This is a genomic window from Caballeronia sp. LZ008 (genome assembly GCF_031451435.1).
In the GTDB taxonomy this organism is placed as follows: domain Bacteria; phylum Pseudomonadota; class Gammaproteobacteria; order Burkholderiales; family Burkholderiaceae; genus Caballeronia; species Caballeronia zhejiangensis.
On the sequence record NZ_JARUXK010000005.1, the window covers coordinates 1 to 25,203 of the forward strand.

Annotated in this window: 24 protein-coding genes; 15 read left to right on the forward strand and 9 right to left on the reverse strand. The window is 57.4% G+C overall.

Going from position 1 to position 25,203, the window contains the following annotated elements:
* Positions 1-584: 584 nt before the first annotated feature.
* From qatD to QCE49_RS31755, 5 genes are all read right to left on the reverse strand, one after another.
* The gene (gene qatD, locus QCE49_RS31735) at positions 585-1,346 is read right to left on the reverse strand and encodes a Qat anti-phage system TatD family nuclease QatD (RefSeq protein ID WP_309806833.1); all 762 of its coding nucleotides are present in this window, start codon (positions 1,344-1,346) and stop codon (positions 585-587) included.
* A 2-nt stretch (positions 1,347-1,348) separates the two neighbouring features.
* The gene (qatC, locus tag QCE49_RS31740) at positions 1,349-2,719 is read right to left on the reverse strand and encodes a Qat anti-phage system QueC-like protein QatC (protein WP_309806710.1); all 1,371 of its coding nucleotides are present in this window, start codon (positions 2,717-2,719) and stop codon (positions 1,349-1,351) included.
* On the reverse strand, positions 2,716-3,651 hold the full coding sequence (qatB, locus tag QCE49_RS31745) for a Qat anti-phage system associated protein QatB (RefSeq protein ID WP_309806711.1): 936 nt from the start codon (positions 3,649-3,651) through the stop codon (positions 2,716-2,718). Before qatB ends, qatC begins: the two co-directional genes overlap by 4 nt.
* Complete coding sequence (qatA, locus tag QCE49_RS31750) at positions 3,576-5,543, reverse strand: Qat anti-phage system ATPase QatA (RefSeq protein ID WP_309806712.1); 1,968 nt, start codon at positions 5,541-5,543, stop codon at positions 3,576-3,578. Before qatA ends, qatB begins: the two co-directional genes overlap by 76 nt.
* A gap of 722 nt (positions 5,544-6,265) precedes the next feature.
* Positions 6,266-6,556 carry an Arc family DNA-binding protein gene (locus QCE49_RS31755; RefSeq protein WP_309806713.1) on the reverse strand — a complete coding sequence of 97 codons (291 nt, stop codon included), beginning with the start codon at positions 6,554-6,556 and terminating at the stop codon, positions 6,266-6,268.
* A gap of 80 nt (positions 6,557-6,636) precedes the next feature.
* Between QCE49_RS31755 and QCE49_RS31760 the strand changes: the two genes are divergently transcribed.
* The 13 genes from QCE49_RS31760 to QCE49_RS31820 all read left to right on the forward strand — a co-directional run bounded on the left by QCE49_RS31760 (position 6,637) and on the right by QCE49_RS31820 (position 17,765).
* Entirely contained in the window at positions 6,637-6,825 is a 189-nt protein-coding gene (locus QCE49_RS31760) for a hypothetical protein (protein ID WP_250469965.1), read from the forward strand.
* A 113-nt stretch (positions 6,826-6,938) separates the two neighbouring features.
* Positions 6,939-7,307 carry a TrbC/VirB2 family protein gene (locus QCE49_RS31765; RefSeq protein WP_309806714.1) on the forward strand — a complete coding sequence of 123 codons (369 nt, stop codon included), beginning with the start codon at positions 6,939-6,941 and terminating at the stop codon, positions 7,305-7,307.
* Positions 7,304-7,606 carry a VirB3 family type IV secretion system protein gene (locus QCE49_RS31770; RefSeq protein WP_309806715.1) on the forward strand — a complete coding sequence of 101 codons (303 nt, stop codon included), beginning with the start codon at positions 7,304-7,306 and terminating at the stop codon, positions 7,604-7,606. Before QCE49_RS31765 ends, QCE49_RS31770 begins: the two co-directional genes overlap by 4 nt.
* On the forward strand, positions 7,593-10,265 hold the full coding sequence (locus QCE49_RS31775; protein WP_309806716.1) for a type VI secretion protein: 2,673 nt from the start codon (positions 7,593-7,595) through the stop codon (positions 10,263-10,265). Before QCE49_RS31770 ends, QCE49_RS31775 begins: the two co-directional genes overlap by 14 nt.
* Complete coding sequence (locus tag QCE49_RS31780) at positions 10,262-10,927, forward strand: type IV secretion system protein (RefSeq protein WP_309806717.1); 666 nt, start codon at positions 10,262-10,264, stop codon at positions 10,925-10,927. The genes QCE49_RS31775 and QCE49_RS31780 overlap by 4 nt, the downstream gene beginning before the upstream one ends.
* A 259-nt stretch (positions 10,928-11,186) precedes the next feature.
* Positions 11,187-11,594, forward strand: coding sequence for a hypothetical protein (locus QCE49_RS31785; protein WP_309806718.1), 408 nt, complete (start codon positions 11,187-11,189; stop codon positions 11,592-11,594).
* Positions 11,582-12,448 (forward strand): type IV secretion system protein, encoded by an 867-nt coding sequence (locus QCE49_RS31790; protein WP_309806719.1) that lies wholly within the window; start codon positions 11,582-11,584, stop codon positions 12,446-12,448. The genes QCE49_RS31785 and QCE49_RS31790 overlap by 13 nt, the downstream gene beginning before the upstream one ends.
* A complete protein-coding gene (locus tag QCE49_RS31795; protein WP_309806720.1) occupies positions 12,445-13,119 on the forward strand; it encodes a type IV secretion system protein in 675 nt (224 codons plus the stop codon). Before QCE49_RS31790 ends, QCE49_RS31795 begins: the two co-directional genes overlap by 4 nt.
* Before the next feature lie 25 nt (positions 13,120-13,144).
* Complete coding sequence (virB9, locus tag QCE49_RS31800; protein ID WP_309806721.1) at positions 13,145-13,954, forward strand: P-type conjugative transfer protein VirB9; 810 nt, start codon at positions 13,145-13,147, stop codon at positions 13,952-13,954.
* A gap of 1 nt (position 13,955) precedes the next feature.
* On the forward strand, positions 13,956-15,179 hold the full coding sequence (locus QCE49_RS31805) for a TrbI/VirB10 family protein (RefSeq protein WP_309806722.1): 1,224 nt from the start codon (positions 13,956-13,958) through the stop codon (positions 15,177-15,179).
* A 9-nt stretch (positions 15,180-15,188) separates the two neighbouring features.
* Positions 15,189-16,211, forward strand: a complete 1,023-nt coding sequence (virB11, locus tag QCE49_RS31810; RefSeq protein ID WP_309806723.1) for a P-type DNA transfer ATPase VirB11 — start codon at positions 15,189-15,191, stop codon at positions 16,209-16,211.
* Positions 16,198-17,133: a lytic transglycosylase domain-containing protein gene (locus QCE49_RS31815; RefSeq protein WP_309806724.1), complete on the forward strand. Its 936-nt coding sequence runs from the start codon at positions 16,198-16,200 to the stop codon at positions 17,131-17,133. Before virB11 ends, QCE49_RS31815 begins: the two co-directional genes overlap by 14 nt.
* Positions 17,134-17,177: 44 nt before the next feature.
* Positions 17,178-17,765: a hypothetical protein gene (locus tag QCE49_RS31820; RefSeq protein WP_309806725.1), complete on the forward strand. Its 588-nt coding sequence runs from the start codon at positions 17,178-17,180 to the stop codon at positions 17,763-17,765.
* Between the two features lie 492 nt (positions 17,766-18,257).
* On the opposite strand, the gene mobF is transcribed toward QCE49_RS31820, so the two are convergent.
* Genes mobF through QCE49_RS31840 form a run of 4 tightly spaced genes read right to left on the reverse strand, consistent with a single transcriptional unit; the run spans position 18,258 to position 23,616 of the window.
* Positions 18,258-21,374 (reverse strand): MobF family relaxase, encoded by a 3,117-nt coding sequence (gene mobF / locus QCE49_RS31825; protein WP_309806726.1) that lies wholly within the window; start codon positions 21,372-21,374, stop codon positions 18,258-18,260.
* A gap of 13 nt (positions 21,375-21,387) precedes the next feature.
* Positions 21,388-23,001 carry a type IV secretion system DNA-binding domain-containing protein gene (locus QCE49_RS31830; RefSeq protein WP_309806727.1) on the reverse strand — a complete coding sequence of 538 codons (1,614 nt, stop codon included), beginning with the start codon at positions 22,999-23,001 and terminating at the stop codon, positions 21,388-21,390.
* Positions 23,002-23,005: 4 nt separating this feature from the next.
* Complete coding sequence (locus QCE49_RS31835) at positions 23,006-23,209, reverse strand: hypothetical protein (RefSeq protein WP_309806728.1); 204 nt, start codon at positions 23,207-23,209, stop codon at positions 23,006-23,008.
* Complete coding sequence (locus QCE49_RS31840) at positions 23,209-23,616, reverse strand: hypothetical protein (RefSeq protein ID WP_309806729.1); 408 nt, start codon at positions 23,614-23,616, stop codon at positions 23,209-23,211. Before QCE49_RS31840 ends, QCE49_RS31835 begins: the two co-directional genes overlap by 1 nt.
* Positions 23,617-24,019: 403 nt before the next feature.
* Here QCE49_RS31840 and QCE49_RS31845 point away from each other — a divergent pair, with 403 nt between their 5' ends.
* Together QCE49_RS31845 and stbB are read left to right on the forward strand one after the other, a co-directional pair.
* On the forward strand, positions 24,020-24,496 hold the full coding sequence (locus QCE49_RS31845) for a conjugal transfer protein TraD (protein ID WP_309806730.1): 477 nt from the start codon (positions 24,020-24,022) through the stop codon (positions 24,494-24,496).
* Positions 24,493-25,197 (forward strand): StbB family protein, encoded by a 705-nt coding sequence (stbB, locus tag QCE49_RS31850; RefSeq protein WP_309806731.1) that lies wholly within the window; start codon positions 24,493-24,495, stop codon positions 25,195-25,197. Before QCE49_RS31845 ends, stbB begins: the two co-directional genes overlap by 4 nt.
* Positions 25,198-25,203: the final 6 nt, after the last annotated feature.

The following is a 25,203-nucleotide window of genomic DNA, read 5'->3' on the forward strand; positions in this document are numbered from 1 at the left end:
AAGCATCGCACCGAGAAGTTAACAGTCCGGCGCTCCGTTTACAACCACTTCTCGCTCCACAAACAAAAATGCCGTTCAGCGCTAACTGAACGGCATTACCCCACGCGCCGAGAATGAATTGGCGCGTTCCGTGTGCGCTCGAAGCCCTCGATCAATTGCGAAGACTCGAAGCGCGCATCGCAAACGTGGGCCGATCCAATGGCGGCCGAACGATACGTTGATCCGGTCCTTGATTTCAGCATGAAACCCGGAGACTTTTGCCGCGCGAGGCGTCGCACGCGACGACTTGCTGCCAGGACTTCGGATCACTCATGTCCGCGAACGCGTGATCGGCTACTTTCCGTTGGAGACGTGTCGCCTCGATCGTGGGCGTCGTCTACGGAGGCCCAGACTATGCGGCAGCGCTTGCCGGATGACGAGTAGACGGGCGAGCCCTTGGTCGCCTAAACGCATCAGACGGCGAATGAATTTGACATAAAGGAATTTAGCGAATTTTTTTAAGCACTCCACATTCAGTTTAGGTCACTGAACTCCTGCCCCCGACTGTACGCCCATGGTTAATCGATCTGATGCAGCGTCGAGACCTATAGGGCTTGCTGTAGCGTTACAAGGTTGGAGACGATCTGCTTGGCAATATCATCTTGCGTCCAGCCGAGGATGGCGGCAATTTCGGCGGTCGTGCCGATGACCGAACGAGGCCGTACCGGGCGGCCTTCGGACTGGACAAATGGTCCGTCGGTTTCGGTGATGATCCGGTCGATCGGGAGTGCAGCAACCAATGCGCGATGCTTTGCCGATTTGAGCATCTCAGAATTCACTGAGAAAAAGCACCCAAGTTCGACGGCTCTGCGCGCGTCAGACGCCGAACCGGTGAACCAATGCAGGATCACGCGCGCGCGATCGGACGGCAGTTTATTTTCTATGTGGCGAAGGACCCGCCCGACTGCGCGCACGCTGTGGACGGTCAGTATCTTGTCTCCATGCTCGGCGCAGGCGCGCAAGACGCGATCAAAGACTCGCTCCTGGGCCTCGAAGCTTCCGTAATAACGAGGCCCGGCATCGAGTCCCACCTCGCCCACATAGCGACTTTCCGACAAAAGCCGCTCAAATAAAACAATTTCTGCTTCGCGCTCTTTGACCAACTGTGGATGAAGACCGAGCGCAACGCGCACGTGAGATGAGGCGCTCGCCATCTCAGCATTCCGCGCCCACGCTTTAGGGGTCGTCGTTACCGCGAGCGTGGCAATGCGCTCGCGGTCCGACTCCGCGATTAGCGCTTGATGGTCGGGGTACAGGTCAAGGTGACAATGCATGTCGACCCATCGATACCCTTCGTATAAGCGCATCTTCACAGGGGCTCCGCCTGGACGCCCTCGAGCAGGCGCGCGACCTCTTCCAACCCGTCGACATAGACGTCTCGATACCGATCGAGATCATCCGCGTGATCAGTGAGCGGCCCTGGACGATGGATGTCCAGACGCGCTCGTTGAGGTTTGCTCCGCAACCTGGCGATGGCCAATTGGAACGACCGAATGTGGCTGCCCTCGGCCAGATCAGTTCGAACCGACCGCCCGTGTAGATCGGAGAGCTGATAGGCAGTTGCATCTGTGCCGCAGCCCTCAAGGAGAGCAGCGCGCCTTATAATGCACGGGACACAATACCCACAGTGCTTTGGCTGCCGCAGCGACTCATCCTTTGCAAAGCGTGTCTTTCCCGGGGATGAGCAAGACATCGTAACTTTCGCATGGGCCGCGATAAAATCGGTATCGGCGCAACCTCCTACCATCGCTCCTTTGGTCTGAAATCGATAAGAATTGGACAGCAGGCAATGCAACCCCAAGGTCGCAAAGAGGTCGTTCACTCGCGCCATGTAGAACGGGTGAGTTGTTCGCGTGCTCAACGCCCCGACTCGAAGCGGATCGAGCGGCACATTCAATGAGATCAGTCCATTCTCCGGTACGTGAACGGTGATATCGCCGCCGATCGCATCAGCACCAAGCGCGGCGAGCGCGAAGAACATGAACGATCTGCCTCGCAGAGTGTCCTCCACCGAGTCATCGACAGTATCCTTGGGAAATCCAACATGTGCGCGGACGTGATGAAACGCAGCGCTCGGAAAGCGCTTCTTTAGCGCATCGGCACACATGCGTTGATGCTGACTCGTGATCCCGTCCCAATAGTGGCTGATAAGCAGCGGGGTAGCGCCAGCGGCGAAGAGGTCAGTTGCTCCGATAAAACTGTCCAACCCTCCGGAAAACAAGCACACACCGTCGGGAGCCGCGATTCGAAGCGTCGTGGCTTCGGGCACAAGTTTCGACATTCCTTCCGGCCGAGCCCGGAACTGAAGTTTCCACTTGTCGCCCGTCAAAAAATCCAAGGTCGTGCGCAATAGCGGGATCGTACCGGTCCAGACTTCCGGGTCTGAGACAGGCACGCAGACTTCGATTTCCCGCGTCCACGCGTCTTGCGAAGCAAGCTCCCGCGAGATTCGCGTATCTGCTGCGGTAACGGTCGCGGCAAGAAGAGCAAGGTCGATTGCCCGCTCCCCCGGTATAAGTCCGAGTTCAGAGAGTTGATCGAGTGCCTGACCGAGGCCAAACCCTAATCGATCATAGCCATCGACGAAGTTAATTTCCGAGATTCTACTGCCCGTGATTGCAGGCAGCACCGTTTGGGTGTCGGTCACGCCAAGACGGCTGATAACGGTATGCGCCGTCATTTCGCGTCCTCCCCAGACTCGGCTATGAGAGAGAACGCTACCTCGTAGATTTCGTTCATACGATCATGAACCTCTCGATTGTTGAGCGCGCCCAAACCGCCCAAGAGCCCGGACAAATGCACCCGACAGCATCCTTCGATGAAGTTGTGGAGTTGTACTTGGGCATGCTCTACCGCGTCGATGTCCGGGGACATGGCGATGCCGCGGGCACCGATATCAGCGATAACACGGCCTTCAATGGACAAAACCACGAAATCTAGAAAGAATTCCTGAAGTTGGCTGCCGGACAACAGGCCGAATTCCTCCGACTGCGTCTGATCGAGGTTGTCAATCGCTTCAAGCATGGCTTGGCGAGAAATAGCCTCATCAATAGCACCACCGGGCGGACAAAGAAACTCCAACATGGCAAGGAAAACTTCCCCTGCCGGACGATCCACCATATCGGCCAAGTCAAGCCGACGTAGCGCTTCCTCCGCGCCAAACTGCTCAAAATCCCGGACGACACCCAGCAGACGGGCACCCGCACCTTGTGAGGCCCCCATCCTGCGCGCCGCTCGGCGAGCACCCGTTCCGGCGGAGCCGCCGCCACCGAAGCTAGCTCCGCCATTAATGTAGCTTGCGAGCGCGGACCCTAATGCGCTGCCGCTGCCAGTTTTGAAGAATCGTGTGAACGCTGTTCTGGACCCGGCAAATCCCCCATTCTCTGCGCCTCCGACAACGTCGACTGCGGCAGCCTCACCACTCGTGCCCGCTCCGTCGGCGTTGGCAGCTCCGTCCCCTTCCTCTGACGAGCTCAGCCAAGACGGGATCAGACTGTTGGGTGGGCCCCCATATCCTTTCGATGTGCCCATATTTTTCAGACTCTCTTGCCAATCGAGGTCATAAGTCCCACGGCCTGTTTCAGCTTCGGATTTTCGGTCTGCTCGGACCATTCACTAAGCAACGCCTTTGCCTCCGGGACAACCTCTGCCGCCTTGATGTTTGCGACCATTCCCACAGGCCACACGCCAACCTTGCCGATATCCAACGTGCTAGCAAACTCGACCAGGCGATGAGCCATTTCCGTTGAACGCTCGGACAACACGATAAGACCTTGGACACCGTCAGGTTCGCCCTTCATCTCGTCCGATTGCATCACGCGCTCAGCGACGGCAGAGAAGACTTCATCAAGCTCTTGCGCAGACAGCCGCCCGACATCGTCAACTGCGGCACGTGCGGTAAGCTTGTTCTTGCTTAAACGGTCGACGATTGCTTCGAGATGGGCGGAAGCGGCGAACCCACCGAGCGATCCCCGCTTATCTCGGGTGACGAACACATATGGCCGCAGGTCGATATCGGTCAGCGAAGGATCGATTACAGCCCAACCTTTAACCCATTCGTTCTTGAGCCAATCTGCCACTTCCTGTGACATTGCCTCGGCGACGTCCTCCTTTGCAGACGACTTCGACCCGGCGCTTTTTGCGCCGCGAGACTTCTTTGATGTGACGCTGACGTCGGCGTCTTCCTTCAACCTACGTTCGAACTCCGCCAGCGCCGCCGGCATCCCCTTCTCGGCAGTAGCGAGTTGGGAGAGTTGCTTGTAGAAGTCCGGGTAGAACCGCTCGGCGAGCATTATCTTTCCGAGGACGGGCAGTTTGATGTCGCCTCCAAACCCGCGTTCCTCTGCGATGGCCCGACGCAGCATCATGCTGTTCAAGAAACGTTTGATCTGGCGTGGGTTGCCGTGCGTCCCTTCTGTCAACAACCTGGTTAGGACTAGGCTGATCGTCTGCGCTTCACGAACCTCATCTGGAATCGTGCTGCTGCCAAGCGCCTTTTGGACCGTCTGAACATCCAAGCCATGACTCTCCCACGGCCGCGCCATGTCTTCTCGTGCGGCGTCGAGGAGTTTCTGGAATCGCATATCTCCGGCCGGCATAGCGAGCTCGGCCAGCAGGAGCGTGATGTACACCCTTGTTTCAGCCAGTCCTAATGCGGGTACCCTGAATGGCACTTGGATAAGTTTTTCGAGATAGTTACGCGCATAGCCCACTGGCCCAGAGCTTGGCGGGAGATCGGGAAAGTGTTCCTTGACCGCGTACTCGATCATGAGTTCATCAGCGCCAATCACGAACGCCGTCTTCGGCACCATCAGAAACAGCCTTATCGCTTCAAGTGTTGCGATCGCCGTCTTCGGCAGACAGCGGTCTAGATCATCGACGATGACAATCAGTCGGTCAACTTCGGCCGCATCGATCAACTCGGAGAATTCAGTCCTGAAGGCATGGATGTGCTCGGGCAGGCGTTCTACCTCCTCTGTCGCGGCCTTGAGGTAGTCCTGCGCCTGCCCGGCGACTGACTTTAGATCGTCGACCGAGATCTGATCCTGGGGCTTCTTTAGGAACGCCGTCACTGCCCCGACAACGTCGCTGACTTGATCCAGCGAAGGAACTCCCGTCACGGCGGTGAACGCGTAACCAGCCGACTTTCGTGCAATCTTGAGCCAGTCCACCCTTTTTAGAAGTTTTTTCGCGGCTTCCGCGACCTTCGCAGAGTTAGGTCGTGCGCGTCGCAATTCATCGATTAGTGTCTCGATGACCACGGTCTTGGCGTCGTCGAAGCCCTCGAATGTCCAGCCGTTGAACCACAGACACAGGACACGCTTATCCTTCGCAAACGAGTCTTCTGTCATCTTCAGCACGCTCGACTTGCCCGCTCCCCAATCGCCGTGAACGCCGATCGTGACGGGCGCGCTCGGGGTTTCGCGGACGAAGCGAACAACAGTCCTTGCGATGGCCTCGTAGTAGAGCAAATCCGTCGAGGTCTCTTGATCGATCAAAAACATAGGGATTCAGTAGATAAGCGGGGCAACGAGTATAAAGCGCCAGGCTCCAGGCTTGATGACGAAGGAAGGCCGTCGAGCACTCGGTCGCATTACTCGGTCGCGTTGCTTGATAGAGATTGTCGCGACGGGTTTCCGCGCCGCGAAATTCATGCATTTTCCGTTGCGGCTAAAGCAATATGCGCGTGGGCTCGATCGCCGCAAACTTGCCTTGCAGAACGACGCCCAGTTGACGAAGCTTATTGTCGCTTCGCCGCGCTGCCCCCGAGGCGACTGCGGTCCCATCGACAGGAATTTCTGCTTGCGGAGATGAAAGGCCGCTGCCGACCGAAGCTGCCGAGCGTCCCAATGAAGGTCAGGTTCTTCTGGGGTTACATAAGTTCAGACCCACGCCATCGGTGTCCTTCATCGACATTGCGGCACGTCACAGATCCAGCCCGTAATGCCGCATTTCGCCTTCCGCTGCATTGAACCAATTCTGTCCTGATTTTTACCGACAAAGTCAAGCGGTTGCAGATGCTGGCAATAATCAGGTAGAACTTTGACATTGCCTTTCTCATGTCGCCATCAACGCCCTCCCGGACCGATCTGCTATGCACACTCACTGCCAATGCTGAATAGCGCTTCGCGCAGCCGCGCTTCGCCCAACGGTGATGACACAAACTCTTACAAAGAATGTGGCACTACATTACGAACAATTTCGAGCTTTTGTATGACCATAGGCACTATCGAGGTGCGTCGGTGATGCCGCCTCGCTGCTGCGCAAGCTCCAACATTCGTTGCGCAAACATCGTGATCTCGGCTGGCGTCATGAGTTCCGCCAGAGACATCCGAGAAATGGTGAGGTGCAGCGCCGTCAGGTCCGCGCCCGCATTCACCGTCAACTGCGGGAACGTTGATTCCAGCCGAGCGATGAGCTCGGCATTCAACGGGCGGCGATTTTTTTCCGCCGCGGCCTTGAGCTCTTCGTACAGCGGCCAAGGCAAGCGATATTGAGAGCGATGGGTATCTTCCATAGTTAAATTTGACACTACCCAGACACTAACGTATAGTGACTAAAAGTCACTTGATAGTGACAAACTGAGAGGGAGAAAGAATGGGCGAATCTATTCGATCGCAGTATCGAATTCCCAAGGAGCTTAACGAATGGCTCAGTTCGCGCGCAAAAGCCGAAGAGCGGTCTCGAAACGCCCAACTGGTCGTTGAGCTCAAAATCCGCATGCGGGAAACATCTCACTCGCAGCTCGACGAAAAGATCGCGCTCGATCTAACAAAACCCGACTAACCACACTTTCCGATATAGAAAAACGAAATCCTCAATATTAGTACTGCATAACAGCAACTGAGAGTGCTCAAAAACCAACGAACCCTAAGGTTCAACTCATAAGAGGGCGAAAGATGCAAGTCCAGAACTCCGACCAATCATCTCAAAACCAGAAGGCCGATCGTCTCGACCTAATTCTCGACCTGACGGCTAATGCCTGCGTCATCGCCCTCCTCTTCTTACCGCAGCTTGCACACGCGCAAGACGCATCCGGAACATTTGGCGGGATCACTGCCTTTTTGAGATCGATTACACAGCTCCTCATCTATGAGTGGGGCTACTACATCGGCATCATCACCTTGGCGATCCAAGGATACCGCTGGAAGACAGGGCGCATCGACCTCATGACCCTCGGCGGCTGGGGGCTCGGCATTGGACTTGTCTTCTTTGCGCCGAACATCGTCTCTGATCTCAAGGCGCGCTCGGCCGGAACGATCGTATGAGTGTGAGCGAAAGGCTCCACGACGACGAGGGGGAAACGCTGGTTGTAGCCATGACCCGCCCAACGATGGTCGGTGGGTTGACGCTCGCGAGTCTAGTGTTGAGCTTCTACATTCCTGGCATGGCCGCGATGATCGTGCGGTCAGTGCTTCCGGCCATGGCCATCCCCTTCTTGCTGCTCGCTAGTTATCTAATCTGCCTCAAAGACGTTTACTTGTTCGACATTTTGGCTGCCGCAACGCATCTAAAAGTATGTCCGAACAAGCGCTTCTGGAGATGCCGACGCTATGCGCCCCGCTAACATTCTGAAAGAGCTGTTCGACATGTCGCTGTCGATGCCGTTGCCTAACGGGGCAGCCGTCGACGCCAAGGAAATGGCGGCAAGTGACATGATCCCGATCACTGTGCACTATGACGACTACAGCGTCCTCACGAAAGATGGCGCGGTTATGCAGGTCATTAAGCTTGGCGGCCTTTTCCACGACTCGCTCAACGCGGCGCAGAAGAAGCAGTACGAACGCGTACGCCATACCGTGTTGCGCTCGGTCGCGAGCAGCGATCGCGGGATTTATGTTCACTTGATTCGTCGCAAGGTCAATCAGTACCCGGAGGGAGATGGCGGTACGTGGTTCGCACGGCGCTTCAACGCGGCGTGGCGCGAGCGCTATGAGAAGCGTTCCTTCTACGTGAACGAGATTTATATCACCATCGTTCAGAATCGCTTTCGACAAGGCGCGCCAGGCATTCTCGACCGCGTCTTCTCCTTCGCGTCTGGTGCGAAGCTATCATCCGAAGACCTCGAGTCATTCGATGAACAGGCAAAGGCTCTGAACGAGGCCACCAATCTGGTTGTGCAGACCCTGTCGGCCTATGGCGCGCGAAAACTGCGTATCCGGCGTCGGCCAAGGTTCACGACGGACCAGATAAGTGCGGCGGACGCCCAGGCAGCCATCCAGGAATACGATTCGAGCTGGGGAGTGTTTCAGACTCAATATGGCGTGCGTGAGGTCTACGACCGCGAGAGCATTGACGACCATCTCGGCGAGGACTATTCGGAGATTGCCGGCTTCTTCCACTACCTGATCAATCTGGAAGACGAGCGCGTACCAGTCACAGACATCCAGCTTGACCGTACGCTTGCCGTGTCGTGGCTCGATTTCAAGATGGTCGGCAACATGATGTCCGTGCAGAATTTGAGTGGAACACGCGCTGGTGCAATGCTGAGCATGGCCGAATGGCCGGCACGCACGCCGTCCCATATGCTTGACGAGTTTTTGCAGCAACCCGTCGAATACATCGTCACCCAGTCGTTTTTCTTCTGCGACCGTATTACTGCCGAGCACGATATGAAGCAGGAGCGACGACGTCTCGTGGTCAACGACCGGGAAGGCGGTGCGGAGGAGGACAAGAAAGAAATCACGGATGGCTTGCGCGACCTAACAAGTGGCCGGACGGTCAATGGCCTGCATCACTTGACGATTCTCGCCCATGTGCCTGCCGCAACAGAGCATGCCGATCCTGTCGAGAACAAAAAGCAAACGATTGCGGACCTTGATCAAGCGGTCGCGTTGCTGAAGAAGTCGTTCGTGAACTTCGGTGTCAAGGCCGTGCGTGAATGGTTCGCCGTCGAGACATTCTTCTGGTCGCAGCTTCCAGGCCAAGCTCAGCATTTCATCGGCCGGCGAGGCAAGATCAAGTCCAGCAACTTTGCGGGATTTGCTTCACTGCATAACTACGCGATTGGAAAGATCGACGGCAACCTGTGGGGCCCGGCGATTATGCCCTTTGAGACAGAAAGTGGCACCGCCTATTACTTCAACTTCCACAGGGAAATGGAAGGGATGGTCGCGGGGCACATGGCCTTGACCGCGGACACCGGCGCAGGCAAAACGACCCTCCTGTCGGCTCTGATCGCTATGGCTGACAAGGCGCGTCCGCGCGTTTTCTGGTTCGACAACCGTGAGGGTGCGAAGGTTTTCATGCGCGCAATGGGCGCTCCCCACACCACGTTGTCGGTGCAGGGAAACACAGGCTGGAACCCCTTCAAGCTACCCGACGTGCCCGAGAACCGCTTGTACCTTGTCGAATTGATGACGTTGATGCGCACGTGCTACGGCGGCAAGCTCACGCCCGACGACATCGAGCGATTCAAACGAGCCGTCTGTGAGAACTACGACGTTTTGCCTTTCCAAGATCGCCGTTTGCGTAATGTGGCGTGGTGCTTCGGCCAGGGAGAGCTGGCGAAGGACATGAGGATTTGGCACGGCGCAAATGGTTCAGATGGAGCCAATTGGGGCGTGTTTGACAACGAGCACGACAGCATCGACCTCACGCAGTGCCGGCACTACTGCTTCGAAATGCGGCAGCTCATCAAGGACGGCGTGGCGCGACCCGAACTGCCCGTCGTCTTGAGCTATCCGTTTCACCGTATCGAACAGTCCATGAATGGCGAGCCGTTCATCCTTGTACTGGAGGAAGGCCAGAATCTCGTCAAACACGCATATTGGCGCGAGAAGATTGACAGCTACATCATGCAGATCCGCCGCAAAAATGGACTGCTCATCTTCGTCACGCCCGACGCCAAATATCTTTACAGCGAGACCGATTCGATCCAGAAGCAGACTGCAACGAAAATTTACCTCCCGAACGGAGAGGCGAGCAAGACCGATCTCATGGATCGTCTTGGCCTCACCGACGGCGAATTCGATTTCGTTCATAACACACCACCCGAAAGCTTCAAGTTTTTGATTCGACGTGGCAATGAGTCGATCCGAGTCAAGTTCGATCTCTCGGACATGCCCGAGTTTATCCCGGTGCTCTCCTCGAACGACAAGGGCGTTGCCCTGATGGAGCAAATCATCAGTGAGCTCGGAACCGACGACCCGGAAAAGTGGTTGCCGGTCTTCATGCAGCGCGCGATCTCCGAAAACACGCATAACCTCAAGAAGGAAGGAGCGTGACCGTGAAAACTACGCTTGTTGCCATTGCTGTAGGCTTCTCACTCAGCGTTTCGGCGCCAATCTACGCCACGGGTATCCCGACGTTTGACGCTGCCACCTTTCTGCAATTGCAGCAGCAACTTTCGCAGCTGCAGGACCAGTACAGAACACTCAAAGATCAATACGCGGCGGTGACCGGAAGCTACGGTCGTGGTTCGATCGGCCTAAATCAGTCCATCAACGCGGCATCGGTCGTGCCGGGGTCCTGGCAGGAGGTCGTCTCGCAACAGCAGAGTGGCACCTTCGGCGCGAGGCAGAGTTATTACGAAAAGCTCATCAACACAATGCCGCAAGACGTATTTGCCAATCCCAATGCGCAAAACGCGACGTCTTACAAGATGAGCACGGATTCGGTTCGTGCGGCGTTGGCGGGCGGCGACTCCCTGTATTCAGAGGTTCAAACGCACCTGAACAACCTCTCAGTGATGAGTCAGCAGGTTGATAAGACAACGAACATCAAAGACGCACAAGATTTGCAGAACCGTATATCGAGCGAGAACGGCATGTTGTCGAGTGCTATGGCGAAGCTCAACGCGATGAACATGAACCTGCAAGCGAATCTCGTCAATCAGCAAAACCAGGCCACCGCTGGAAATCAGAAGTTTTACCAATGGAAGAAGTAGTCGCTAGTTCGAGCAGGAGGAAACCTATTTCGAAAAAAGGGGATTCTATAAATGAAACACTTCATTCTAGTTCTGAAATTCCTCACCGCGTCGGTGTGGCTCCCGCTGTGGCTAATTAAACGCGGCATCCGCCTTATTGTAATTTTGGTGGCCGGCGCAATTCTTTCCAGCTGCGCAACATCATCGAGCAAGCTTGAAAAGTCGCCGTGCGCTTGCTCCTTCGAATCAATCAACGCGACCAACTTGGGGAGAAGAGGCGATGTCTAAGAGCCTATGGACCTGGATCTTGATGAGTGCGGCAGTAGTGCTCGTCGGTGGTTACGGTCTTCTTAAGATCATGAACCGTGAGCCTATTGTTCCGACAGTCACTCCTCAAGCGGAACGACCCGCTTCGTCGACTTCAGCAATCGCAAGAAGCAATGAAAACCCGCTTCTCGGCGCGGATAAGGCTGCCGTTGCCAAATGGTTCCCCGGCCATTGCTTCGCAGAGTTGTACGCAAAAGATCCCTCCTTCGGCGGGAAGATGATTCCGGGTTGCCTGGTGAAGGTGATTGAGCAAGTCAAGGCCGACACTGGCGTGACGCTCACGGACAAGGAAGTTCAATCACCCGAAGTGGTTGCGCATTTCAAGGAAGTCTACGGCACGAGCAATCCATGGCGACAATGACCATCGAAGGAATGATCGGTGCCGCTGACGGCGTTACTCAATCGTTCCTAACGCAGACCTATCCGGCGCTGGCTGGCGCGATATCGACGCCAATCTACCTAGTTGCAGTGTTGTACTGGGCAGTGTACGGCTACAAAATCTATGGTGGATATGAGCCGATGAGATGGAGCGCTCTCCTCTCGAAAGCCTTCATGACCGCAGCCGTCTTCTCTGCGCTAAATTGGGGTAGCTTGGGTCAAAGTATCTACGGATTCTTCACCTCGTTCATGGAAGGCGTGGCTTCAACCATCATGTCGGGGCAGTCCACGGCATCAATGCTCGATGCACTGTATAACAACGTCGGCCAGGTCTCTGCATTGATGCAAAACGTAAGTTGGTATCAATTTGGAATGATCCTGCAGGGCTTTGGTCTTTTCCTGATCAACTGCGTTTTGTTTGTACTCGCGCTCGTCTACATGACGATCGCGAAGTTTGGCCTCGCTATTACGATGGTTCTCCTGCCAGTCTTCGCAGCCTTCTTCTTTTTCGAGCAAACTCGGCAGTGGGCAATTAACTGGCTAAGCAAGATGTTGAATTTCTGCTTCATATACATCTTGGTGATTGCAATCGTTCGCTTTGGCTTCCTCGCTTTTGGCGATGCGATCGACGAAGCCGGGAAGGCTTCGAGCGTAACGGACGCTGCGTTTATCAACGTTCAGCAAGTTGCATATCTCTACATCGTCGAAGGTGTGTTGATTATCTTCATGTTGCAAGTCAAAGGCTGGGCTGCAGCCCTTGCCGGCGGAGCGTCCGTGCAAGGCCTGTCGTTGTTGATGATGGCTGCTCGGACCGTAACCAGAGGGCCAATCAAATGACTTTCCTAAAAGGCACGTTCAAAGGCGACGAATCAACACGACGTGTGCAGTTAGGTGGCTCAAACAAGCTTAAACAAGAGCGCAATCGTGCTTATCTCTTCATCGGCCTGCTTCTGTTCGTGGTCGGCGGCATGGCGAGCGCGATCACGGTGCTCGCAAGTATTCACACGGTCGTTCCTGTCGTATCGGTGCTCGACGCAAACGGACATGTGGTGAAACAGCAGGTGGTCAACAAGGAGACGATCACCGGACAGGAAAGCTTCGTCCAGAGCCAAGTGTACGACTTCATCATGTACTGCAACACGTTTGATCCCGACTGGCGCCAACGCTTCGCCGACTTGTGTCGGCTGCATTCAACGCAATCAGTTGCTGCCCAATATGACGCGGAGACCAGCGCCGACAACGCAAACAACCCCTACTACCAGTTGGGCCAAGGCGGGCGTCGCTATCCGAAGATCACCGGCATCACGTCGCTCGGAAAGGATGCGTATCAGGTCTCGTTCCAATCGATTATCGAAAAGCCCGGCAGCCCGCCGAAGACCGAGTACTACACGGCGCTTGTGCGCTACACGTTCACGTTCAAACCGCTCGCATTGGGCGACCGCTGGGAAAACGCGCTTGGCTATGCCACGACGAGTTATCGGAAAGATCAAGAGTTGAGCCGCCAGTAACACGCTTTGAGCAAGGAATCAGACCATGAATTGCAAATTCGATCCTATCGCGTTAGTTATCCTTATCAGCGTAACGACTCCGCTGTTCTCCGTCCCGTCACTCGCGGCCAAGTTGCCTCACGCTCTTGTCACCGACGATCGAGTCAAGCAAGTCCCCTATGACCCAAACCAAGTTTATGAGGTGGTTGGCACGTATGGATATCAGACTTCCATTGAGTTTGCCAGCGACGAGGTCGTCAAGGTGGTCTCTCTGGGCGACTCGATCGCGTGGCAAACAGTCCCTTACCAAAATCGCTTGTTCATCAAGCCGGTCGAACCGAATGCCGCAACCAACCTGACCGTAGTTACCGACAAGCGGACCTATTACTTCAAGCTCACGAGCTCAAAGGCGCGAACGACGCAGACGTTTCTTGTGCGCTTCATTTACCCGAACTCAGCCTCGAACATGAACGCGAGCATGGGCGGCTCTGCCGGCGCTGCTCGATCCGACGCCAGTGCGAGCAATGGAATTGATCCTGCACGGCTGAATATCGACTATGGTGTGTCGGGAGACAAAACTGCGATTCCGCTCAAACGCGCGTTTGACGATGGACAGTTCACTTACTTCCTGTTCGACCAGAATGCTGAGATCCCGTCGTTCTACACGGTGGGTCCGGACGGCACCGAATCCGCAGTGAGTCCACGCCGTGAAGGCCCGTACATGGTCGTCAAACGCACGGCGAGTCTCTTCACGCTGCGTAACGGCAATGCGCACCTGTGCGTGCAGAACAACGCAAATCCTTATCGCCGTGCTGACGTGAGCACCGCTTCAGCGTTCAATGCTGAGGGGCACTGATATGGTGGATCCGAACATTAACCCTGCCGAGGACCGTGAAGCAGCCGTTCGGGAGTGGGAAAAGCAGGCCAACACCTCGATGGTGGCCGACAACCGTAAGAAGCGACTTGGCGGTGTTGCGATCGCAGCGATAGCGTGTGCCGCAATCGCCGCAGTGTGGATAATCAAGCACAGTGGCAATGACTCGACCAAGACGGCAGCCAATAGCGAACTTTCTATCCCGGACCGAAAGCCCGTCCCGAAGCTCAAGGATCAAGAGCCGGCGAGTGCCTCTTCCGTCACCGCCGCACCCGCGGCAACCCCGGCCAGCACCGTGCAGGCCGACGATCCAATGAAGGCGCAGCGCGAGCAAATGGAGATGCAGCGTCGGGAACAAGCGCGACGTTTGCTCGAAGCGCGCATGAAGTCGGCAATCATTGCGCCGAACAGCGGAAATCAGCCTGCGGGCGTTCAGACACAGGCAGGGCCTGATGCAGGCGGTCAGGGGCGGCCAAACACCGGGATGCTCGGTGGTGGGTCGGGCGACCAAGGCCCGCAAGATGCCAATTCGCGCTTTGCCCGTGCAGTGAGCGGCAACGCTGTCCCGGTCAGCACGGCAAGTCAGATCGTCAATCTTCCCTACAAGGTTTTGCAGGGCGAGTTTATTGAAGCGGTCCTGGAACCTCGGGCCATCTCCGATCTGCCGGGTCAGCTGTGCGCGCTTGTGCAACGCGACGTGTATGGCGCACAAGGGCGGCTCAAACTGATTCCATGGGGCTCGCGAGTGTGCGGCACCTATAACGCCGAGCTGCGCAAGGGCCAGGATCGTCTCTTCGTCGTATGGAACACGCTGCGGCGACCGGACGGCGTGCAGGTTGCCATCGATAGCCCGGGCAGCGATCAGCTCGGTACGGCCGGCATGGGCGGTATCGTCGACACCCATTTCGCCGAAATTTTCGGCATGTCGGCGCTTCTGTCCATCATCGGTGCCGGTGCGTCGAACGTGGGCGTAAGTTCGGGCGATCAATACAACTCCGCCTCGCAATACCGGCAGTCGGTGCAGCAGGCCGCAGCCCAGTCGTCGCAACAAGTGCTGTCTCCATACATCAACATCCAGCCTACCGTCACGGTGCCAGCAGGCTCGCGCGTACGTATCTATGTGAACAAGGATCTGGATTTCACGTCGATCTACAGGGATCAGATCGACGCGGCAAAGCACGTCGACGGCGTGACGTTCATTCAGTGAGGAGGAGACATGTCGCAGATTGCCTCCTTCCGAGCCAAGCTCTCCTTGCTGGCGGACTATCTTGATGACAAGGAGGTCACTGAGATTCAGGTCAACAAGCCGGGCGAGCTATGGCTGAGAAAGAAAGACTCATACTACGCCGAGAAGATCGAAGTGCCCGGATTGACGTATCAGTTGCTTTCGTCATTGGCCGATGTCACCGCGTCCTTCAAGAGCATCGAAGTCGACCGGGAGAGCCCGATCCTCTCCGCCGAAATTCCGGTCAATCTCGATGACGGCATTCCGGATTTCGAGCGAGGAACGTACCGGGCTGAAATGATCCTGCCGCCCGTCGTGCCGGAGGGAACCATCGCAATGACGATTCGCAAGCAGTCGCTCGTTCGGATGAGTCTGCCGAAGTACTTGGAACAGGGTGCGTTCCGATTCGTGAACGGCAATGTGATCGATGAACCCTACTCCGATGCACGCTTGCAGGAGATGTATCGGGCGAGGCAGTGGGACGCGTTCCTTCGCGGCGCGGTGATGGCTCACAAAAACATCGTCATTTCCGCTGGGACCTACTGCGGCAAGACGACATGCCTGAACGCGTTGGTACAGGAAATACCCGCGCACGAACGCATCGTCACCATTGAAGACTCCCGCGAGATCGAGCCGGCGCAACCGAACTGTGTCCGACTGTCCTACGCCCGTCATCAAGCATCGGGGCAAGCTGCCGTGACGCCAACCACGTTGCTTCGCTCGTGCATGCGGCTCACACCTGATCGCGTCATCATGGGTGAGATACGTGGGCAAGAGGCGGTCGAATTCGTGAACATGCTCAACACAGGACACAAAGGCTCGCTCACGACCATTCACACGGATTCACCCGCCGAGATGTATGACCGATTTGGCGAGCTGATGGACGGGCACACCTCAATGACCCGCGAGCAAATCATCGAGCGCGTCAGAAGGCGTATTGACGTGGTTGTGCAGTGGAAATACACCGAGCGCAATGGCCGCTACATATCGGAGATCGTTTATGCAGGCGCGTGACACTCTACCCATACTCGCCACGGCCGGGGTGTTGCTCGTCTTCGCCCGGTTCGCGTGCGCTAAGACGACGGCACCCTCTCTACCGTTCGACAAGCTGGCCGCCGAATGCGCGCCGGGTGTTCACCCGACAACACTCAAGGGGGTGGTGCGCACTGAGTCGGCTGGCAATCCCTTCGTGATTGGTGTCGTGGGTGGCCGACTTGAGCGTCAGCCGCGCAACCTGGCGGAAGCAGTCGCGACCGCTCGAGAGCTTGAGCGACAGGGTTTTAATTTTTCAATGGGACTCGGACAGGTCAATCGCTACAACCTCGCGAAATATGGTGAGCGATACGAGACGATATTTGAGCCGTGCCGCAACCTCCAGGCCGGCAGCGCGATTCTACGAGATTGCTACCAGCGCGCGCGGGCAACGATTCCAGACGATCAACAAGCCCTGCGCGCTGCTTTCAGCTGCTATTACTCCGGCAACTTCACGCGCGGTTTCCGGCCAGACCGCGCGGGTCAGCGAAGTTACGTGCAAAAGGTGGTGGCGAACGCGACAGACACAGCCGAGCCCATTCCCGTTGTGCCGGCCGTGAAGCCCGATAGCGCTGATGCCAGCGCTAAGCCTCAACGCGCGGCATCCCAGAAGCCAGCGAAGCGGACGGCTACGGCGACGCAATGGGTGATGTTTGCAGACGGTCCGTTGCAGCGTGACCAAGCCCCCGACTCACCGGTCGAGAGTGCCAACCGCGAATCGACGGTCAAAGTGCGGTTGGCAACGCCGGCCAAGGGCGCGTCAGACAAAACCAACCAGACGAAACCCGTTCCCACCTCAGCTTCGCGTGAGATGCAGCCCGTCTCTGTCCAGCGATCAACGACATCGACAAGCACGACATCAACTACGCAGCAGGCTGCGCCGTTCGTTCAGTTTGTGAACTAACGCTTCTCTGGCATACGGGAGAAGCGCTTTCGAGAGGAAAATCGATGAAAAGAGCCGTGATTGTCTTGCTCGTCCTCGGCGCATCAGTGCCGGCCCATGCCTCGGAGTACGGCTGCAAGGTGCTGCTTTGTCTTGCCAACCCCGCATCGAACGGTGGCCCCAAAGGCGTTGGCGAATGCGTGCCCCCGATCAATCAGCTCTATCACGACCTCAGCAAGGGGAGACCGTTTCCGAGTTGTGATCAAGCTGACGGAAATGATGGATCGAGCTACGCCCGTCAGGTCAATGATCCCTACGATCCTTGCCCGGCGCCGCTGCTGCCGGCCGAGCGTGGCTCCTATGTCGTCGAGGGCCAAAGAAGATCGAGCGGTAACAAGGGAGGATGGTTCGGCGGCGACGGGACATTCTCGCTGAGTGCCCGACCGCAACTATCGGAGTCATCGGTCGGTAACGGCTACGCCACAGGTGCTCGAGCGTGTGTCGGTCGGTCGATCGGCTCGTACACGACCGGTAGCTATGACAATACGTACACCGTGTACGTGTTCGACAAGGTGCTCTGGCAGCCACCGCAGAATCCGCGCGCCATCGACGTCTATATCGACAACGCCTACCAACAGCGCGTGCGTTGGTAGCAGTGTCCGCTCGGATATCAGTGTGCCCGCATGTCGGTGAGCCCCTACCGGTGAGCTCGCATGTGCCACGCGCGATAGCGGTCCGAAAATAGTCGCGCCCGCATCAACCTCCAGGCGCACCGTCAATCTACAAGCGGAGCACGATCGATGACCCGACCACCCCTTGTCCGTCTTGCTGATCTGATTGCCTACTTGGCGGTCGCCTTTTTTCTCCTGTGGTATGCAACGAACCTGGTGCTTGTCTTGGCCACTTGGCCAGACCCCGGACGTTGGATCGCGTTTTTCGCGGTCTTCGCCATGTCGATCGCCTGCGCGATCAAGATAGGGCCGATTTCGCGGGCGTTGGTCGACTTGGGACGGATGCCATCGGACCGATCGTAGGGCTAGCGGCTGGAGCTAGCGGATGCTGGCTGATCCGTGACGAGTAGCTGCCGAAGCGCTGACAACACCGATAAATAAGCGCGCATTTCGCGCATTCGTTACCGAAGCGACCTATCTGAATCGACCGTAATCCGACGGCTTGCGACCGTTTGTCGGCTGCCTGCGATGGTCCTCGGGTAGTTGACGTTGCAACCCTTGCTTACCCGCAGCCGCGCCTCCCGGCGGCATACCCCCACCGCGGCGTTGCAGTTCCCGCTCTCGCTGGATTGCCAAGGCCGTCGTCTTGTCGAATCGGCGTGAGATCGCAGCAGGCAGCGATTTGACCGAGTCCGTGTAGACCCGCGCCTCGTACCGTGCTCGGCTGATGGCGACGTAATACAGATTCATCGATGTCGTGCGACTCTTCGTGTCGAGCGCGATCAACGTCCGGTCGTTGGTCAAGCCTTGTGAACTATGGACGGTCGAGGCATAGGCGTATTCAAGGTGAAGCGGTCGACCGGTCGGCAGCTCAATTGAACGCACGGGCCGCCCGTCCCGATGCTCGACCGATTCGAGGCTCACCACACCGCCGATCACGCCGGCCACGCGCATGCGGTCGCCGTTCGTGAGGTCTCGACCCGCATCGTTTCGATTGATCCGCACGGTGTCGCCGACAGAAAGCTCAGCCCGCTCGAGGCGATAGACGCTAAGCTGCGTGACCTTGCGCGGATTGATCGTCGCCGTCGTACCATCTTGCCGAGACAAGATCAACGCGTTGCCGGGTAATGCCTCTGACACGCGGTATGTTTCGCCGCGCACCAACCCCGCTTTCACGTAGTCCTTCTCGGGCTGAATCACCATACCGGGCTGGTAGCTCGGTGCAAAGCGACGCTGCGCCTGCGTCATGTCTACGCGAGTCAGCGTCTCAAACTCCCGCCCGTTGCCGGTGAGCGCCAGCGACTCGCGCACCATCTTGTTGATCTCGCGTCGAGCTTCGTTGGTGCCGGCGACAATCAGTGTGTCGCGGCGCTCAGCTTCAGTGAGCGCAATGTAGTCATTCACAATCGCCCGGTGTCGTTCCGTCGGCTCCTTCAGTTCCTCGACGTGTTTGAGATGTGAAAGCGACTGAGTGACACGTCGCTCGGCTGCGTGTTCGACCGCCGCCTTCAGCTCGTGATCCTTCTGTCGCTGTATCTCGCTGATCCGTGCGGTCTGCATGCCATCGAGTTGAAGCTGGGCGAAAGGTTTGCCAGCCTCAATGGCCTCGGTCTGTTTGGTGTCTCCGATCAACACCATGCGCGCACCGGCCTTCTCGACGGTTCGCATAAGTTGCTCCATCTGACGAGCGCCGACGACGCCCGATTCGTCCAACACGATGATCGTCTTACCGTCAACGGGCTTATCTTTCGACCGAAGAAAACTGGCGAGCGTGTGCGCTTCGAGTCCTTCGTTCTTAAGCGCCTTGACCTGATTACCGTAAGGCGCGAGCGCGACGGTACGGTAGCCATCGTGCATTGTGGAGGCTGACGCCGGTTTGATGAGGGAGACGGCCTGGTTGATGGTGTAGGTCTTCCCAGTGCCGGCGTCGCCCAAGATGCCCACAAAGCGATTACCCGTGGCAAGGATGGTTTCTACGGCGGAACGCTGCCCCGCATTGAGCGTGGAATGTTCGAGCGCCGACCGGACGGCGGCGATTTCCAGAATCGGCGCGACGGCCCCGCGCCCGGTCCGCTCGATCGCGAGAATAGCCTTTTCGCGGGCCAGCGCCTGTTGCGTCGTGTATCGCTTCTCGGCCGCCACAAGCGAGCCCTGTTTGATCGCATTGGCAACATACTGCTGCGCCTGCTTGTTCGACCAGCCCTTGAGCTCCTGCAGATAGCTCTTCCAGCCTGCAACAGAGAGCGCGGGACCCTCCTTGCGCTCGGCCAACCGATAGGCCGGCACCGCCTCGATAAGCGCGCCCTTTCGACCCAAGCGCTGGATCTCAGCGCGCACCTCGTTGGGGCCAGCCAAACCCACGGCTCGGCGCAGCGCAGTCGCCATGAGCGCGCTCTCACGCACGACGGCTTCACGTTCAGTCAGATGATGGATAGCGTACTGCACGACCGCTTGTGCTGGAGTGAGGCTCGCCGGCAAACTCGTTGCGGCGACACGATCGCGCTCTTCGCCCTTAGGAACCTGTCCTCTGTGGCCGTCGACGCCGTTGTTCGCCCCGCTGCTCGCCACACTGCTCGCCCCGTTGGCTCCCTCCCCATTCACCTTGCCGGTCACCCCGTCGCCTTTCCCATCGCGCGTATGGCCGGGCTCACCAGGAGCTGCGCGCTCTCGCCCGCCGTTCACGTCATAACTGCGTCCATCAAGCCGTGATTTCGGGCCGTAGTCAATGCCGAGGTCGCGGCTTTTCTCGACCCAATATTGCTTCACGATCTCACGATCGGATTCGTCTTTGCGTGGGCGTGTGGCGAGCGCAATCACCTGCTTTTCGAGCGTGGTGGCGCTCGCGCGCGTCTTACCCTCGTTGGCCAATGCCTCTTCAATCACGCGGCTACGCGCTGAAAACGCTTCGATCTGATCCCGGCTGACGTGGGCCAATTCAAAATTGCCCTTGTCGTCAACCAGGCGGATTGAGTAACCCGCCGCTTGCAGGCCTTTCGCCAGCTCGGCCTTATAAATCGCGTCGACCTCATGCTGGACGCGGAAGATGTCCTCATTCGCAAGCGCCCGCCAAGCGCCATCTGCGCGCCGCGTCATGTTCATCACGACCGAGTGCGTGTGCAACTGAGGATCTTTCGCCCGGCTCATCTCATGTCGGAACTTGGCGATGGTCATGTTGCCCGTGCGCTCGCGGTAGCTCTTGCCCTTCACTTTCTTGCGGGCCTCGGCGAGTTGCTCGACTTGTTCGAGCGCGCGGGTTACGGCGCGGTCATGCGCACCGGTCACTTCGCGGTCGCCGGCCACGAGCGCTTGCATCGAAACCGACTTCGGCGCCGAGAACGTGAGGTCGAGCCCCATGCGCTTTTTGCTGTCGACGGGGTCAAACGTCGTCTGGATTCGCTCGCCGTTGGGAAGCTGGCCATCTAAGAGGCGCGAGAGCTGTGCCTGTTCGATCGGCCCCGTGAGCCCAAGGTGCCGCGCCCCTTCGCCCTGCCACTCGCCCGGATTCTCCTTGGCGTAGTAATCGTCGGCCGACGAGAAGTAATGGGCGGCTGCATACTGGTTGTTGCCGCGAATCGGTGTCACATTGAGCATGGCGGTGCCTCCCTCACTTGATCTCGATTGCAGTCGCCCGATGCGGATACTTGACGTACGGCAGCTTGATCTTGGCGATTGGGAAGTCTTCGCCGAACATGACGTAGCCCTCCAGGTCTTTCAGAAACGAGATCTCCGAATCCATCACAACGGGTTCCGGAGGACTGGTCACCATGTTGCGGCTGCGCCCTCCGCCACCTCCGCCCGCGCCACCCCCTGCGTTCGTGGTGATCTGGACTCGCTCCACCTGATGCTTGCCCAGAATCTCACTCGCCTTATCGGTATTGAGCGCGTTCGAGCCGCCAAAGATCAGGTAGTTACGAAAACATCCGAGCAAGGTTCGCGCGGCGTCCTTGCCATAGGTTTCGTCAAGCTGCGCCCAATCCTGAATGGACGCGGCCATGCGCAGACCGTGCTTGCGGCCCTTCGTTGCCGCCGGCACGAACGATTCGAGCTTGCCGAGCGACTCGAGCTCGTCGAGGAAAAGCCAAAGCCGACGCGCGAGCGGCGCCGAGCTATCGGGGATGCTCATGATGGTGGCGCAGATCGTGTCGATCCACGTGGCCACGAGTGGGCGCTGCGTCGTGCGCATGTCCTCGCGCCACGTGATGAACAGGTTGCCTGCGTTCGGATCGTGCACCCATTTGTACAGCGAGAATTCGCCCTTGGACATGAACCGAAGCGGCCGCACGTACTTGTTCATCATGAACTGGATGGAGGCAACTGCCTTCTCCGCATTCTCGCGAAAATAGCCCTGAGAATCGGTGTTGGCCAGGAATGCCTGAATCACCTCGCCATCCTCGCGAACTAGGAGATTGACCAGCGCGTCCTGGTCAGGGTTATTGGTCTCGACCAGCTTGCGCATGGTGTCCGCGAGTACGTCGCGCGTGTACGCGCACCACTGCTCGTCGGTCGGATCGATCTGCGGCGGAATGATGCTCCGTGCCATCCGGTCGAAGTCATGGATGCCCCGTATCTCGTTGAAGATGGTCCAACCCGCGGAACGTTGATCAAACGGATTGAGAATGGTGTCGCCGGGAAAACTGAACTTCGAATAGAAGGTGCCGTTCGGATCAACCACGGCCATCTTGTCGCGGCGCTTCACGGCCGATGCGATCATGCTTTCCATTGCGACGGACTTACCGGCGCCGATGGTCGCGCAAATCAGCGTGTTCCGGTTCTCAAGATGCAACGGCATAGGCATCCGGCCGATCATGATGGGAGGCAAGTCTGCTCTCGCGAGACTCGACGGCCTAGTGTCTGCCGCGCGCTTCAATTCGGCGCGAAGACGGCGGTTCTCTCGACGATTTGCGGCCTTCACCTGGTGTTTGACGCCGTGCCAGTTGGCCATGCGCGCGCCGCGCAGCCAGCGGTGGTACCGGGCACCACGGAATCCGTCGTCGCCGTATTCGTGCAGCAGATACGCGGTGGTTGCCGCAAGGCCAAGACCGAACACGACCCCACTTGCGACGAGAGGATTGTGCGGTGTCGTATGGAGGGCTGCGGTGAGCGCTTCCGGGAACGGGCGCAGCGGTACGTTCGCGGCGTAGGTACCGGCAAGCCAGCCGGCAATGGGTAAGCTCACGCCAAATAGCAGGGTCGCGTTTTCCGCTTCATGTTTCTGCATCGGCTTAACCCACGCTGGCCACGCTGGACTTGACCACCGCGTCACGGCGCCGGGCGAGCCACGTAGCCAGTATTTGCGCATCACACGCCGCATCAACGCAGTCGCGCTGCAAGGCGCTCAGCAGGGCATTGTGCAGCCAGTCGCTCACGCTCGGCGCGACTAGCGCAGCCTGAATGTCCGAGTCGATCTGCTCAATCGATTCTGACATCACGAATCCTCCGTGAATCGGGTTACCAGCGAAGCGAATTCTGGAGACGAAGCGGCAAGCAATTCCGTGGGCATCCCGGCGCCCGATACAGCGGTCTCGCATGCAAGCACGAGATCGTTGAAATCGCCCGACGTCGCCTTCTTGCGCATCAAAAAAAGTAGTGCAGCCAAAAGCGTATGCGCGGATTTCTGGCTACGTTCAATTTCCGCCAGTCGGCCGACGAGCTCTTGCCGCTCGGCCCACGTTTCCATGCTGTCGCGCGCCGCTTCGCGCTGACTATCACGACTCATCGCTTTGTCGCGAATATATTTCGACAGGTGCTTATAGCCCGCGATTGCCGCCGCTTCTTCGACTCTGCGGCGATCCTCCTCTGAAAACCAGACTGGGATCGATTTGCCTGTACTCATGCGTCGTTATCCCCTGTTGCTTAATTTAGAGTAACTCAATCTTCTAACCTATAGTATTGTCTATAGGTATCAAATGAGCAAACACATAGCTCTCCTGTGAATTCCTATAGCAACGCTATAGAGCCAAAGTAGTGTCACTTTCTCTGTGAGTCCGGTCATATCAAGGGTTGGCACTCCCGCAGGGGGTGCGTAATGTGTATCGAGATTTCTGGCCTGTTAAGGACAGGGATCTCTCAGGGTTAAGGGCGTGAAAATCAACTAGCCCGAAGGGCGTAGGCGAAGTGGATGCAATCAAGTAGCAATCGAGTAGCACAAAGGTTGCAAAACAGATGCAAGTTGGTAGTATGAAGAATGCGTGAGAGATGCAATAGGAGTGCGTATCAATAGCTTGGAGGATGCTTGAATGCCGAAACGTGATGTGGTGCAGGCTTTGACTGCGCTAGAGCCGAAAACCAAGGCGGCGAAAGTACGTGAAGTAATGCCACTGATAGAACAGAGGCTCTCAGCAGGCGTGCGGATCGTGGATGTTCTCAAAGCCCTGAGAGCGAACGGAATCGATCTGACTGAAGCTACATTGAAAAGCTATCTCTACCGGTACAGGCAGAAGCAGCAAGTCGAGCAAGAGACTGTGGGACAGAAACTTTCGGCTAATGTCCAGCACTCCAGCGCCACCAGACCTGTGTCACAACGACACTACTCTGACTCATCGTCGATACGCGATTCAGACTTATCGACGCACGCGACCTCAAACGGGTCCCCACACGAGCCGATGTCGATGCAAGAGCTTGACCGTCTGATGAAGCCCGACCCGGCTGAGCAAGCCGAAAAGTTGGCACGTTACGAACGCCTGGCCAAACAGCAACGAAGGAGCCGCAAATGAAAGTCGCCGTCATCAACTTCAGTGGAAATCCGGGCAAAACGACGCTGGTCGATAATCTCCTCGCGCCGCGCATGAACGCGCCGAAGTTTGAGGTCGAAACGATTAATGCGGGATCGTCCGGCACTGGCGCAGAGCGCCTCAAGGGCAAGGACTACGGAGGGCTTCAAGAGGATCTGATGACGCTCGATTCGGCCATCGTCGATGTCGGCGCATCAAACGTCGAAGAGTTCATCAAGCAGATGAGCCAGTTCGACGGCTCGCATGAAGAGTTCGACTATTTTGTCGTTCCAGCGGTGAGTGAGAAGAAGCAGCAGATCGACACGGTCAACACCATTGAGACACTGGCGGGCCTCGGTGTCCCAGGCAAGAAAATCCGCGTGGTGTTCAACAAGGTCGAGCTTGAAGATGCGAATGATGTGCCGCGCCTGTTCAGCACGGTTTTCGGCCTTCATGCAGATCGCAAATGCTTCACGCTCAAGCCGGAAGCAGCGGTTTTCAGAAACGAGATTTACGAGCGGTTGCGTGTGCTCAAAAAGAGTGTTTCAGAGATCGTCGCGGATGGGACCGACTACCGAGCAATGCTGCGCGAAGCGACTGACGAGGACGCGAAGGCGCGTGCAGTCAGTATGATTTCGGCGCAGCGGCTTGCAAAGTCCGCGCATAAGAACTTGGATGACGTGTACAAGGTGCTATTCAAGTAACGGGGG